The organism is Paenibacillus xylanexedens (assembly GCF_007680605.1).
In the GTDB taxonomy this organism is placed as follows: domain Bacteria; phylum Bacillota; class Bacilli; order Paenibacillales; family Paenibacillaceae; genus Paenibacillus; species Paenibacillus xylanexedens_B.
The window spans coordinates 324587-339302 of sequence record NZ_VEIO01000001.1 but is presented as its reverse complement, the minus strand read 5'-3'; the positions used below and the strand labels follow the sequence as shown (position 1 = coordinate 339302).

General features: G+C 45.8%; 13 protein-coding genes. 1 reads left to right on the top strand and 12 read right to left on the bottom strand.

Annotation, left to right across the window (positions count from 1 at the left end):
• Positions 1-135 precede the first annotated feature (135 nt).
• The 7 genes from FS818_RS01745 to FS818_RS01720 all read right to left on the bottom strand — a co-directional run bounded on the left by FS818_RS01745 (position 136) and on the right by FS818_RS01720 (position 7870).
• Positions 136-1158 carry a LacI family DNA-binding transcriptional regulator gene (locus FS818_RS01745; protein WP_145329036.1) on the bottom strand — a complete coding sequence of 341 codons (1023 nt, stop codon included), beginning with the start codon at positions 1156-1158 and terminating at the stop codon, positions 136-138.
• A gap of 96 nt (positions 1159-1254) precedes the next feature.
• A complete protein-coding gene (locus tag FS818_RS01740; protein ID WP_186331608.1) occupies positions 1255-3402 on the bottom strand; it encodes a glycoside hydrolase family 3 N-terminal domain-containing protein in 2148 nt (715 codons plus the stop codon).
• 10 nt (positions 3403-3412) lie between these two features.
• Positions 3413-3544 carry a hypothetical protein gene (locus tag FS818_RS29160; protein WP_260984475.1) on the bottom strand — a complete coding sequence of 44 codons (132 nt, stop codon included), beginning with the start codon at positions 3542-3544 and terminating at the stop codon, positions 3413-3415.
• A 10-nt stretch (positions 3545-3554) separates the two neighbouring features.
• A complete protein-coding gene (locus tag FS818_RS01735; RefSeq protein ID WP_145329032.1) occupies positions 3555-5159 on the bottom strand; it encodes a type 2 periplasmic-binding domain-containing protein in 1605 nt (534 codons plus the stop codon).
• 57 nt (positions 5160-5216) lie between these two features.
• On the bottom strand, positions 5217-6116 hold the full coding sequence (locus tag FS818_RS01730; protein ID WP_145329030.1) for a carbohydrate ABC transporter permease: 900 nt from the start codon (positions 6114-6116) through the stop codon (positions 5217-5219).
• A gap of 18 nt (positions 6117-6134) precedes the next feature.
• Entirely contained in the window at positions 6135-7094 is a 960-nt protein-coding gene (locus tag FS818_RS01725) for an ABC transporter permease (protein ID WP_145329028.1), read from the bottom strand.
• An 11-nt stretch (positions 7095-7105) separates the two neighbouring features.
• Complete coding sequence (locus FS818_RS01720) at positions 7106-7870, bottom strand: alpha/beta hydrolase (protein ID WP_145329026.1); 765 nt, start codon at positions 7868-7870, stop codon at positions 7106-7108.
• Between the two features lie 473 nt (positions 7871-8343).
• On the opposite strand from FS818_RS01720, the gene FS818_RS01715 reads away from it, so the two are divergent.
• Complete coding sequence (locus FS818_RS01715) at positions 8344-9264, top strand: serine hydrolase domain-containing protein (RefSeq protein ID WP_145329024.1); 921 nt, start codon at positions 8344-8346, stop codon at positions 9262-9264.
• Positions 9265-9400: 136 nt separating this feature from the next.
• On the opposite strand, the gene FS818_RS01710 is transcribed toward FS818_RS01715, so the two are convergent.
• From FS818_RS01710 to aroF, 5 genes are all read right to left on the bottom strand, one after another.
• Positions 9401-9646, bottom strand: a complete 246-nt coding sequence (locus FS818_RS01710; RefSeq protein ID WP_090919903.1) for an AbrB/MazE/SpoVT family DNA-binding domain-containing protein — start codon at positions 9644-9646, stop codon at positions 9401-9403.
• Positions 9647-9815: 169 nt separating this feature from the next.
• Complete coding sequence (gene trmL, locus FS818_RS01705) at positions 9816-10280, bottom strand: tRNA (uridine(34)/cytosine(34)/5-carboxymethylaminomethyluridine(34)-2'-O)-methyltransferase TrmL (protein WP_090919901.1); 465 nt, start codon at positions 10278-10280, stop codon at positions 9816-9818.
• A gap of 163 nt (positions 10281-10443) precedes the next feature.
• On the bottom strand, positions 10444-11532 hold the full coding sequence (gene serC / locus FS818_RS01700; protein WP_145329022.1) for a 3-phosphoserine/phosphohydroxythreonine transaminase: 1089 nt from the start codon (positions 11530-11532) through the stop codon (positions 10444-10446).
• Between the two features lie 236 nt (positions 11533-11768).
• Complete coding sequence (gene glnA / locus FS818_RS01695) at positions 11769-13193, bottom strand: type I glutamate--ammonia ligase (RefSeq protein WP_145329020.1); 1425 nt, start codon at positions 13191-13193, stop codon at positions 11769-11771.
• Between the two features lie 413 nt (positions 13194-13606).
• Positions 13607-14671, bottom strand: a complete 1065-nt coding sequence (aroF, locus tag FS818_RS01690; protein WP_090919894.1) for a 3-deoxy-7-phosphoheptulonate synthase — start codon at positions 14669-14671, stop codon at positions 13607-13609.
• Positions 14672-14716 lie beyond the last annotated feature (45 nt).

Here is a 14716-nt window from a genome sequence, read left to right as displayed (position 1 = left end):
GGAGAGGCTTTTTTCATATTTCTGTATACAGCAAAAGACAAGTTTTAAAAGGACGTTCTCTCCCTCCAAAGCTTGTCTTTTGCTATAACAATTGATTTTCCCTGACAACTCTCCGCGGAGACACGAAAAGCTTGCTTAATAGCTGACTGCACGTTCGTTAGCATTTGGGATGGGCAACCTGACTTGGGCCGAATTAGGTCCGGTTACGGACTCCCCTTCCACCAACGTGACATATATACGCTCGTGATCAACAGGTTCTCCAGCTATAATTTTAATTAACTGTTCAGCTGCAAGCGCCCCCCACTTTCGTTTCGAATAATCGATACTTGCCAGTTTGGGTTGCACGTAGTTGGTAAGTTCAATATGATCGAAGCCAATGACATCAATCTGTTTGCCAATCTCGAGTTCACTATCTGCAAGACGATCACATAAGCCGATAGCCATCTCATCATTAAGACAAAACACAGCTGCCGGTCCGGCATACGTCTGAATAATGTGATCTGCAGCTCGTTCCCCACCGCTTTTCTCGAAATCTCCCACGATTTCAATCCATTCCACATCCGCCTGACGCTCCGCAACCTGTCTTACAGCCTTCAACCTTTGTACAGAGTCAAACGAACCTTCTGGACCTGTAACCACGTAGATCTTTTTGTGCCCGTGTTCAATCAAATATTCCATCGCCAGTGTGGCCCCAGCCTTGTTATCAAGCAGTACCTGATTTATATTACGATGTTCCAACTCACGGTCAAGCACTACAATTTTATGTCCTCGATCAGCGTACTGCATAAGTTCCTCACTTGAAAACGTATGATCGAGAATAATCGCCCCGTCAATCATTCGCTCCGGCAACATCCGATGAGACTGTTTACCGCTGCAGACAATAAGATCATATCCTTGGGCATTACATATTGCTTTCATACCCGTTAACAAATCTCCGTATACATCACCGCTGAAGTCCGCGAGAAATACACCCAGAATTCGTGACTCTCTCTTTTTCAATGTTCTGGCTGCCGCGTTGGGAACATAGTTCAGCTCTTTGGCGATGACCAAAATTTTAGAACGGGTCTCATCGGTCACTTTATTGCTTCCATTCAGCGCGTACGATACGGTCGAGATGGAAACTCCCGCCTTTTTGGCGATATCCTTGATACTGACCATATTCTTCGCCCCTCTGTTATGTTGATCAGGCCTTTCCTAATGAAAGGCCTGAACTAAAAATAAGAAGTATGGAAATTCGTTACAGCATAAAACGATTCAGACAAGTCTGAATGTTTGGCTCTGAGTATCTCTGCTGTTTGGTCCAACCATCACACGAAACTCTCCACGATCACTGCGATAGCTGAGATCAGCATGATGATAACGCAATTGTTCTTCATTTAATGTAAATGTAGCCGTACCCGTTTCCCCCGGTGCAAGGGATAGTTTCACATAATCTTTCAACTCACGCATCGGACGAACCACTTCGCCGCTTACATCCCGAACGTATAGTTGCACAGTCTCTACACCAGCACGATCCCCTGTATTGGTTACACTCACCTGAACCGTCAGAGAATCGTTTGCTGTCATCTCCTGTCCCGACACTTCAACCTCTCCATAAGCAAATGACGTATAGGAAAGACCGTATCCAAACGGGAACAGCGGTTCATTCGGACTGTCAATATATTGGGAAACATAACGATTCTCGGTATTCTCCGGGTTGATTGGGCGACCTGTATTGAAATGGTTGTAATATACCGGAACTTGGCCAACCGATTGCGGGAAGGACATGGTAAGTCGAGCGGACGGATTCACTGCTCCTGTGAGAATATCCGCAATCGCTGCTCCCCCTTCGCTTCCGGGGAACCAGGCTTCAAGTACAGCATCTGATTCGCCAATAACCCCATTCAGATCAAGTGGACGTCCATTGAAAATAACACTGGCGATCGGTTTGCCTGCCGCCTTGAGCGCCTTTACCAACTGTAATTGCGCTTCCGGCAAACGAATATCTGTCCGCGAGCCGCCTTCTCCACTCATCTCGGAAGCTTCGCCCAGTGCAAGCACGATGATATCAGACTGGCTTGCTGCTTCCAGCGCTGCGGCAATCTGCTCATCCGTGATGGTATGCACATCACAGCCCTGAGCCAAGAGAACCTGACCCTGCGGTAGACGCTCCTGCAACGCTGTTCCCAGCTTCACCGCATCCGATTTGACACCTTCACAAGACCACCAGCCGAGGATGTCTTCGCTTTGAGCGAAAGGTCCAATCAATGCAACTCTAGCATCAGGTTGTAGCGGAAGGACTTGTCCGTCATTTTTGAGCAGCACCGCAGACTTTGCAGCAAGTTCTCGTGATACCTCGCGATGTTCCTTGGAGAAAACAATCTCGCGCTCACGCTCCGGATCAGCAGCTCGGAACGGGTTATCGAACAGACCCAGCTTGTCTTTGAGCTGCAAAATGCGCAAAACCGCTTCATCCACAAGGTGCTCTTGCACTTCACCCTTTTGAACCAGTTCAGGCAAATGGTTGACGTAACATGGCGTCATCATCTCCATATCTACACCCGCACGAATCGCACGATATGCCGCCTCCCGGTCATCCTCGGCCGCACCATGGGCAATCATCTCACGAATGGAAGCCCAGTCCGAGATCAGCACGCCATCAAAGCCCCATTCGTCACGCAAAATATTACGCATTAACTTCTCATTCCCGCTGGCTGGAATACCATCAACGGTATTGAATGAGGTCATTACCATCTCCACACCAGCATCCAGTGCCGCCTTATATGCCGGCAGATAATATTCACGGAGCTGACGCTCTGACATATCTACCGTATTGTAATCACGCCCACCCTCCGCTGCACCATACGCGGCAAAGTGTTTTACACAGGCTGCAAGACGATCCAGCTCATCCGTCAGGCTGTCTCCCTGGTAACCACGCACAAAAGCGGCAGCAAATAAACTGTTTAGATACGGGTCTTCACCCGTTGTTTCCATCACACGCCCCCAGCGCGGATCACGAACCAGATCGACCATCGGTGCAAAAGTGACATGTAAACCGGATACTGCGGATTCACGCGCTGCAATCTCGGCACTTTTCTCCGCGAGTTCCAGATCCCATGAACAGCCAATGGCCAGCGGGATCGGGAAGATCGTTTTAAAACCATGCACCACGTCTGCCATAAATAATAGCGGGATGCCGAGACGGCTTTTTTTCAAATAAGCCTGCTGCACATCCATAATCGCTTGGGCACCGGATAAGCCAAGAATGGAGCCGCTCGCTCTCACGGATTGCTCTGTAATGCCCATTTCTTCCATCGGTCCTGTAATCTGACCCTGCGTATCTGTTCCTTCATAGAAGTTGGCTGTCAGCTGTAACAGCTGTGCCACTTTCTCCTCCAGCGTCATCTGATTCACTAAATCCATCAACTGCTGATTATTCACGTAACCATCCTCCACTACCTTTTAATTGAAGAAAGAACCCGGCTGCGTTCGGGGAGAGACCGCGCACCGGGTTCAATCGCACGGAGAGACAGAACGCTCCTGCCATCCCCATGTTGTTCTTCATTTCATTACATTTACTTGAACTTTTCGTTCAATTCGTCCAGATAAGGCTGAACCAGAGACATTTTGCTGTTAACCCACTCTTTCCAGTTCGCTTCCAAGTCTCCGCCTTTGAGGATCAAGTTGGCATATTCGTTTTGATAATCAAAAGATGCTTGACTCTTCGCTTTGGAATCATACAGGTTAACATCCCAGTCGTATGGTGCCAGTGATTTACTTTCAGTGCCTAGTTTTGCTTTTTCTTGGAACAGTTCCACTGCTCTGTCACGATAATCTTTTTTGATTGCAGGGTTTACGACACTGAAGTCATCTCCCAGAAGGTACAGTCCTTCGAAACGCGCAGGATACTTATCTTCCAGCGTTGTTCCTTCAGGCAACAAGTTTACCAACTCTTTGTTGTCATCGTATTTCCAGTCCTTGCCTTCGAAGCCCATGTTGATCAGCAATTGTCCTTCTTTGGTTGCGGAGTAATCGATCAAGTCCATGATACGTTCGAATTTCTCATCACTAATGTTCGGGTTGAAGATCAGAGCAGACCAGAAGTTCGCTTGCTCCATATTGCGGTATTTACCGTCATCGCCAAGAACGATCGCTGTATGAACAAGATCATCACTGTTAACGCCAAGGTTCTTTCTCATATCAGAATCCAGGCCTTGTCTGTAAGAAGCCAGTCCACCAAGACTGGTTACAGCCGCAGTACCTGTTACTTTGAAGTTGTTTTGTCCTTCATTGTTTTTCCAAGTGTAGAACTCTGGGTTGAGCAACCCATCCTTGTACGCTTTTTGCATCAATTTCAAACCTGTCAGTGTTTCCTGTTCTGCCGGGCCCCAATGGAACTTACCATCTTCACCTTTGTAGAAAGGAACGTCTGTCATCGCATGCACACTGTTCGGCATGATCATGTTTGTCATTGCATCGGCAGCATTGTAAGACAATGGCACCAGTTTATTACCCACCTTACCCGGGTCTTTTTCTTTTACCAGTTCAGCAAACTGATTCAATTCGGAAGTTGTGTATGCATCTTTCAGTTCAAACCCAACCGCTTTTGCCCAGTCTTTACGAAGAGCGATAACACCGATTTGGTTGGTCAGCGGATCAGCTGGTTTGTTTTCGAAATAAATAGGTCTAGGAAGCACATACGTACCGCCTGTCAATTCTTCTAGCTTGTCGCCAAGACCTGTCAGCTTGTAAGCCGCAGCAACGTTAGGCCATCTTTCTTTCCAATCATCCGGGAACTTGTAGAACAAGCCTTGATCAATGTTGTTGATGGCATCGCCGTGTACATAGTTCCATACGGCTACATCCGGCAGGTCACCAGAGTTAATCCACAGGCGCAGCTTCTCACCCCATGAATCCCAGTCGATGTAGTTGTAATCCCATTTGATGTTAAACTTGTCTTCCCAGAATTTGTGGAACTCATTGTCCATGTTTCCGTTTTTCACTTCGGTCAGATTCGCTACGGAAATGGTCAGGTTATCTTTGTAATTTCCTTCCGCATCCTTTTCGTTCCCACCATCTGAGCCTTTGCTGCTGTTGGAACAAGCGGATACTACCAACATCAAGAGACAGAGTGTGATCGCAAATAACGATTTGACTGACAACTTTTTGCCCGTTTTCATGCTTTTACCCCCATGTTTTTAGTCGAATTTCTTGTGCATTGAAATCCTATGTGTATATCAGGTCTTGATAGCCCCTGTTAATACCCCTTTGGCAAAGTGCTTTTGCAGCATTGGGAAGAAACACATAATCGGTACCATAGTTACAAATACTGCGGCCATTTTCATACCCATAGAGAAGCTGCTCAGTTTTACCGCATCCACACTGGATGCATTGGATGCATTCGTTGTGGACGTTACAATGATGTTCCTTAGCACGTTTTGCAGTGGTAACTGATCTGCTTTTCGCAGGAAGATCATCGCATCATACCAGCTGTTCCAGTAGGCTACCCCGTAGAAGAGTGTAATGGTTGCCATAATCGGCGTTGCCAGCGGAAGAACGACGGAGAATAAAATCCTCCACTCCCCTGCACCATCAAGTCTCGCGGATTCCATCAGCGATTCAGGCAAGGTATAGAAGTAGTTCATCATCAGAATCATGTTAAAGGCACTGAAACTTCCTGCCAGAATGACGGACCATAACGTGCCTGTCAGATGCAGTGATTTCATAATCAGATACAGAGGAACGATACCTCCGTTAAAGATCATGGTGAACAGTACCAGGAAAAAGAGAAACTTTTTAAATGGGAAATTGCCGCGGCTCAGGCCGTAAGCCATGCTTGTTGTCAGGAACAAGCTGAGCGGTAGACCAATAACCAGCAAGATCAATGTATTTTTGTAACCCGACAGGATGCTTCCATCAGCGAACAGCGCTTTATATGAATCCAGCGTGAACTCTTTCGGGAACATCAGGAACGGATTTTCAGCATACTCTTTTTGGGTTGCAAACGAGATCATAATGACATTCCAGAACGGAATCAGAATCATCAACGCAAGCACCAGTAAAACGGCAAATATCATGTAATCCAGAAAGGTCATTCGTTCAGTGCCAATCTTAGGCTTTCTTCCAGCTTTACTCATCTCACTTCTCCTCCTCTCTTATCGGAACAAACCGTCTCCGCCAAGCCACTTGGCAAATCTGTCGGCCAGAAGCAGCAGCACCATATTCACCAGGGAACGGAACAAGCTGACCGCTGTCGAGAATGAAAAGTCGGTTGATGACTGGAACGTAATCCGATAGATATATACATCGAGTACTTCAGATACATTTTTCGTCGCGGCGTTCGCCAAGTTGAAAATCTGGTCGAAACCGGAGGACATCAATCCGCCCACCGACAAAATAAACATAACCGTAATCGTTGGCATGATGTTTGGCAACGTAATGCGAAACATCTGTTGCAGCCGGGATGCCCCATCGATCTGGGCAGATTCATATTGATCCTGATCGATACCGGAGATTGCTGCCAGGAAGATAATTGCGCCCCAGCCGCTCGATTTCCAGATGTCAGTCAGCAGTAACATCGGAACAAAGTTGGATTCCGAACCCAAGAAATTAATCGTCGGCAAACCAAGTAATCCAAGTGCACTGTTCACTAGTCCGTCATAGGCAAGCACGTTGATGACTACGCCGGATACGATGATCCAGGATAGGAAGTGCGGGAATGTCAGGACGGTCTGGAACCACTTCTTCCCTCTGCGCATCCGCAACTCATTCAACAGCAGTGCGAGAATGATCGGGAACGGGAACTGAATAATCAGCTTCAAAATATTAATGTAAAGCGTCCGCCATACGGCATCAATAAAGGTCGGATCACGGAAGACGTATTTGAAGTTTTCAAATCCGCTCCACGGACTTCCCCAGATTCCAAGGTTAGCCTTGTAGTCTTTGAACGCCAGTGACAGGCCGCCCATCGGCATATAGGCAAACAGGATCAACCAGACCATCCCCGGAATAAGCAGGGTGTACGTCATTCGGTGTTTCCAGATTTCAGTCCAAAGCGACTTGCCTCTCATGTTTGCCTTCAGCTTTTTGTTAGGTCCTTCGGCTGCAGGTTTCAATTTGCATCTCCTCACTCTACTATGGTGTTGTCGTTGTAAAGAAAATCAAACATCGTTTTCAGATGCTGTTCCCAAAATCGCCATTCATGCGTGCCAGGTGTTTCTACATACCGAAAATCAAATGCAGTTCCCTGCATATACTCGGCGTAGTCCCGATTCATGTCCACGAAAGGATCACGGTCCCCGCAACAACTCAATATCTTCGGCATGGCTCCCCCCTGCTCCAGCAGTCTGGCTGACAATGCGTAAATATCCTGATCAGCCTTTACCTGTAACCGTTCCCCAAAAACCGCTTTCATTTCCTTGATCATGCCTTCCGGCATATGAGGATCACGAAGCCGCGCCTGAATATTCGTTACACCGGATAAAGACGCCACTTTGCTGTACTGCTCAGGATAGGTCAGACCGCATTTCAACGCTCCATATCCGCCCATGGACAAACCGGCAACATATGTTTTGGCTGGGTCAGAATTCAGCTTCAGTAGCCTTTCACATAGTTCAGGCAGTTCCTTCGTGATGTAGTGGAAGTAATTCAGGCCGTATTCCATATCCGTGTAGTAACTGCGATTCGCTTCAGGCATGATGACGGTGCAACCATACTGGGCTGCATACATCTCAATGGTGGTCAGACGTTGCCAGGTACTCGCGTTGTCTCCTGCCCCGTGAAGCAGATATAGTGTACCGCCTGAAGTCTCTCCGGAGTCACTGGATACCACGTGTATGCTTGTATTCATGCATAATGTGGGCGATCCGGTTTCGATCGTAATATGCGCCATTGATCGTAACCCCTCTCATCTTTGTTGCTTTTAACTGCGGTTTGCTTTTTCTCTTTCTTTGCGTGCTGCTACTTCCCCCTACATACTCACCCTTTGGTTATCGAAACGATTCTCTCGAATCGTTTCAAAAACAATCAATACTGATTTACTTGGAGTTTAAATATCAACATTTTACTTGGAAGCGATTTCTTCGAATCGTTTCGAATAAATCATAATCCCGTTGACTAAACCCTGTCAATAACCTTTTTACAATTTTCGCGTTTTTTTATCAAAAAAGTGACCTGATTGTTCCAATTTTGATCCAAAAGGCACTTTTATATCGAGTATTTTCAGATTTAATCAATCATCATCACACCAGAATTGACATCAAACCAAGAATATACTAACATGAGTTCTACTTTTGCAATCAGATTACGGAAACGTTTCACCAGACTGAATTTATTCAGGTAAACGCTTGAAACTGGAGGGTTATCATGGCCGAACAACTTAAAGGATTTATTGACACAATCACAGAAGAGAAGCTTCTTGTTCACTCGGTACGTGTACTACAAAACGGGCGACTTCTGGATGAATGGCATTCGGACGGAGATCGCAGGCGCGTGCAACATTCTATAAGTAAATCCTTTACCTGTATGGCGGTTGGACTTGCCGTTGAAGAAGGACTTATTCAGTTAGATAATACATTGGGCGATTACTTCCCTTATGACCAAACACAGCAAAATCCATCACAACTGCCCTCTCCACGAGAGCTCACATTGAGGGATCTGCTTCGCATGTCATCAGGCCACGATTCCCCGCCTCTCTGGGCTGACGAACGCGCTTCTTTAGAGGAAAAGGACTGGGCCAAACACTATATGTCTTTATCATTGGATCGATTGCCAGGAGAACATTTCACTTACAGTAGCGGCGATACATTTATGATTTCGGCCATGTTGCAAGAGGCTGTTGGTCTAACAGTAAAAGATTACCTCATTCCACGTCTCTTTGAACCACTAGGCATGGTTGACATCCAATGGGAGACTTCTCCACTCGGAATTACCCTCGGATGTGCGGGTCTCTGGCTGAGTAATGAAGAACTATGCCGCTTTGGACAGTTTCTACTTCAGGAAGGTCGCTGGAACGGTAAACAGCTCGTTCCAGCAGATTGGATCAGAGTCGTTACGCGTAAGCAGATCGAAACGAATGGCGATGGAGATTGGGGAAAAGGCTATGGTTATCAGTTCTGGATGTGTTCGCATGATGCTTACCGAGCAGATGGAGCTTATGGTCAATTTTGCATTATCTTGCCTTCCCAAGAGGCTGTCATCAGTATCAACAGTGAAGAGGAGAATATGCAAGGCATCCTGAACGCTGTATGGGATCAGATTTTGCCAGTGCTACATCAGGTGAACTAAGGATGATTTGTTAGCTTACATAGACACTGGGTGGAAGAACGAGCTTCCAAGTCACTGTGTCATCTTATCAACGTTAACCATAAAAAAACAAAAACACCATGGAGTTTATATGCTCCATAGTGTTTTTTGCTTGTTTTTATGAAAGCTGAGTCATTTCTTCTAAGCATTGTGCGCATATGTAACGCTCTTTAAAGTCATTGACATCTTCCATTGATCCGCAGAAAATACATTTCGGACGGTATCTTTCCAAGATAATGTGATCCCCTTGAACTAAAATTTCTACAGGATCTCCTTCATTCATTTGATACCTTTTGCGCAAAGATTTAGGCAATACGATCCTACCCAATTGGTCAACTTTGCGAACTACTCCAGCTGGCTTCATAGCTACGGCACACCTCTCCTATCTTACTCTGAATTTCTAGGTACATTAGTACTATATCTAAAGATTCGCCAAAATTTTGTCGAATCCTGCTGGAAATAAACATTTTTTGTCCTTTTTTTTGAAAAATGTTTTTTTAGCGAATTCTAACCGCCTTTTCAGACGCATTTCACTAATCCAGCCCTGGAAAATTTAGCTGACGCAGTGCTTCATATACAATAATTGCTGCAGAATTGGAAAGGTTTAATGAACGGACATCACCGCTCATCGGCATCTTCATACATGTTTCTGGATTAGCAGCAATTAATTCAGGCGGGAGTCCTTTCGTTTCTTTACCGAATACAAGAAAATCTCCATCCTGAAATTCGAAATCGGAATATCGGTTTTTCGCTTTCGTTGTTGCGTAGAAAAAACGTCCGTTCGGATACTTCTGCTGAACCTCGTCAAAAGAATCATGATATTCAATATGAACGGCATGCCAGTAGTCCAACCCAGCACGTTTTAAGGTTGCATCATCTGTCCGAAATCCTAAAGGACGCACGAGATGTAAATGGGTACCGGTCGCCGCACAAGTCCGCGATATATTGCCCGTATTAGCCGGAATCTCTGGTTCAACCAGGACGATGTGTAAAGCCATATGTGTTTGATCTCCTTTTTATTTCATGTTCATGTATACAACAATCCTCTAATTTTAAAGAAAAGCCCTCCACACGTCAATGCGGAAGGCTTTGCCACAACAGTAGGACAGCTTATCGAAGCTTCACTTCTGCCATATTTGGTCATGCGTTCTTTTCTTAGGATTATCCGTTTGCCTGTTGGAAGTGGTTCATAAAGTCGGTAAGTGCCTTAACACTCTCATATGGTGCAGCATTGTAGATGGAGGCACGAAGTCCCCCTACGCTACGATGTCCCTTCAGACCTACAAAACCTTCCTGCTCGGAAGCTTTAATGAATTTCTTCTCCAGTTCCTCAGAAGCGAGTCTGAACGTCACATTCATCAACGAGCGGTCTTCTGATGCAACGCAACCACGATAGAAATCATTCGAGGAATCAATCGTGTTGTAAAGCAGCTCCGCTTTTTTGATATTTTTTTGTTCCACACCAGCCAGACCGCCTTGTTCCTCAATCCATTTCAACACTTCGTTCACCATATATACCGAGAAGGATGGCGGTGTATTGTACAGGGAATTGTTATCTACATGAGTGCTGTAACGGAACATCGTCGGAATTGTCTTCGGTGATTCACTCACCAGTTCCTCTCGCGCGATGACAACTGTAATTCCGGAAGGTCCGAGGTTTTTCTGTGCACCTGCATAGATCATGCCAAACTGATTCAGATCAAACGGTTTACAGAAAATATCACTGGACATATCTGCAATGAGTGGTACCGAACCGGTATCAGGGAAAGCTTTGAATTGTGTACCTTCAATCGTTTCGTTTGAGGTGATATGCACATAAGCCGTACGTTCAGGCAAACTCAGATTCGAAACATCCGGTAATTTCATGAATTTATCGGATTCTGAAGAAGCTACAATTTGTGTCTCTCCAATCAGCTTCGCTTCAGACAGAGCCTTTTTGGCCCAGCTGCCTGTCATAATGTAACCAGCAGTTTGACCCGCCCCAAGCAAATTCATCGGCAGCATTGCAAACTGTGTGCTTGCACCGCCTTGCAGGAAAAGGACTTTATAGCCTTTTGGATTGCCCAGCAATGACAATAAGCGCTCCTGAGCTTCATTATGTACGGACTCGTACACGGCCCCACGGTGAGACATCTCCATAATCGACATGCCTGTATTACGAAAATCTACAAATTCCGCCTGAGCACGCTCCAATACTTCTAGTGGCAGCGCCGCTGGTCCTGCATTAAAGTTATACGCTCTCTTTGTCAAAAAATCCCCCGCCCTTTCCATCCTTAACTGACATATGAAGTAAATATTATCGCTATGATATCAGTATTCCCTGACTGCTTCAAGGGGAATATGCACTGAAAACTACATTCTAAGCAATCAAATTCCTTTATCACCCTAAAAAGTTAAAGCGTTGCACTGTTTGTTTCAAGGAAAAGCCTCCGAGAGCGCATCCCGGAGGCTTTGAATTGGAACAATTTCGTTCTGACTCCAACTGATTAGCAGTCGAAGTAGAGGCTGTACTCATGCGGATGAATGCGGATCGCAACAGCTTTAGCTTCATCGCGTTTGAGGTTGATGTAGTTATCGATGAATTCTTTAGTGAACACGCCGCCTTCAGTCAAGAACTCATTGTCAGCTGCAAGTGCATCAAGTGCTTCTTCGAGGGAAGCCGGCACACTGCGGATGTTTTCTTTGTCTGCATCAGACAGGTCATAGATGTTTTTATCCAGAGGACCATATCCAAGCTCAGTTGGGTTGATTTTGCGTTTGATTCCGTCCAGACCAGCCATCAACATTGCAGAGAATGCCAAGTATGGGTTAGCTGTGGAGTCCGGTGTACGGAATTCGATACGACAGCCTTTAGGCGTTACAGCCGCTACCGGGATACGTACAGCTGCGGAACGGTTACCTTTGGAGTATACCAAGTTAACCGGTGCTTCATAACCAGGAACCAGACGTTTGAACGAGTTCGTGCTCGGGTTCGTCAAAGCAATCAGTGCTGGAGCGTGGTACAGGATACCTCCGATGTAGTGCAGAGCCATTTCGCTCAGGTTAGCATAACCGCCTTTGTCATAGAACAATGGGGAATCTCCGTCGAAGATCGATTGGTGAACGTGCATTCCGCTTCCGTTATCACCAAACAATGGTTTTGGCATGAATGTTGCTACTTTGCCATATTGACGTGCCGTATTGTGCACGATGTATTTGTATACAAGCAGGTTATCTGCTGTTTTCTTCAACGTATCAAAACGGAAGTTGATCTCAGCTTGACCCGCAGTCGCTACTTCATGGTGATGACGCTCGATGGACAAACCCGCTTCTTCCAACAAACGACACATTTCGCTGCGGATATCTTGTTGCGTATCCACTGGAGCTACTGGAACATATCCACCTTTAGTGCGAACTTTAAAGCCCAGGTTGCCGCCTTCTTCTTTGCGGTTTGTGTTCCATGCTGCTTCTTCGGAATCAACGAAGTAAGAAGAGCTGTTCGTGCCGCTCTCATAACGAACATCGTCAAAGATGAAGAACTCGGACTCTGGTGCGAAGAACGCTGCAGTACCTACGCCGCTTTCTTTCAGGAAAGCTTCAGCTTTAACCGCGATACTGCGTGGGTCACGCTCATAACGCTCGCCATCCGGCGTGAAAATGTCACACATAACATTCAATGTAGGGTGTGCAGTGAACGGATCGACATAAGTCGCTTCAGGGTCAGGCATCATAACCATATCGGACTCTTCAATACCGCGGAAACCTTGGATAGAAGAACCATCAAACGCTACTCCATTTACGAACGTGTCTGCATCAACAGCCGAAGCTGGCAAAGAGATATGATGCGCACGACCAGCCAAATCTACAAAACGAAAATCTACCCACTCGATGTTGTTCTCTTGAATTGATTTCAATACGTTTTCAACCGACATGTATTCGTCCTCCCAAATATTCCGAACATTAAACAACCCCACGAAGAAAATGTCTATATATTCGAATTTTTTTCTGTCGTCATTATAAATTCTGAAACATAACATCGTCAATACTTATGTAAGGTATTTTTTGCGAGCATGTCAGGTATACTTACACTTTATAATATTAAAAAATGCATATAACAACGTAAATCATTTGCATTTGAACGATTTAATGCGGTAAAGCAACCCTGAAAATACCCTAAATCATGGAAAAACATGACATCATAAATGTTTCTTATCACCTTTGATTAATAAATATGTTCATCTACGCAAAATAGACGAAAAACCGGACATCTACCCAAATTGTTCACAAGGAACAAATCTGAACAGAAGTCCGGTTTTGACTCTTCAAATCTCTATAACCGTGTTAATTATACGCCTACACGTGCCGGGAAAAATGCAGCAGGCTGTTTAGCTGTGTTAAATGTTTTTCCCACAATCGGAGCTAGTTTCTCCAGATCTTGTAACAAGTTTGCAAACTGGTCAGGGAACAGAGACTGCACTCCATCTCCAGTCATAGAGTTATCAGGATCTGTGTGCATCTCAATGATCAAGCCGTTAGCTCCTGCGGCTACCGAGGCTTTGGTCATTGGTTCCACCAGTTCACGGCGTCCTGTGCCATGGCTTGGGTCAGAGATAACTGGCAGATGGCTCAGAGACTGCAAGACAGGGATTGCTGAAAGATCCAGTGTATTACGAGTGTATTGTTCAAACGTACGGATACCACGTTCACATAACATCACATTCGGATTGCCACCAGCGAGGATGTACTCCGCCGCATTAAGCAATTCATCGTATGTCGCACTGAATCCGCGCTTCAACAATACCGGTTTGCCGCACTCACCTAACTTGCGCAACAAGTCGAAGTTCTGCATGTTACGTGTACCCACCTGCAGAATATCCGCATACTCTGCACAAATATCTACGTATTCAGGCGTCATGACTTCGGTAATCGTCAATAGATTATGCTTCTGGCCCGCTTCCGCCATCATGATCAGACCTTCTACACCTGTTCCCTGGAAGCTATACGGTCCTGTACGTGGTTTAAAGGCACCACCACGAAGAACTTGACCACCCGCAGCTTTCACAAGTCCGGCAATTTCATCAATCTGTGCTGCAGATTCAACCGCACAAGGTCCGCCCATAACGACAAGCTCTTTCCCGCCGATATCTACACCTTTGATCGAAATTACGGTATCTTCTGGATGGAAGTCACGACTTGCTAATTTATAAGATTTCGAAATCTTCACCACGTTCTCGACGCCCTTCATTTGGCGCAAGTGTTCTTGCATTTTAGGTTCAACTTTACCAATTAATCCAATGATGGTGCGATCCTCTCCACGGGATACATGTGCTTGCAGCCCTTCCTTTTCAATCACACTAACGATATCTTGAATTTGGTCCTCCGAGGTAGCTTTGCCTGCGATTACGATCATAAAATTGTCCCATCCTTCCTTGTATAAGAGCACTCGATTATATCG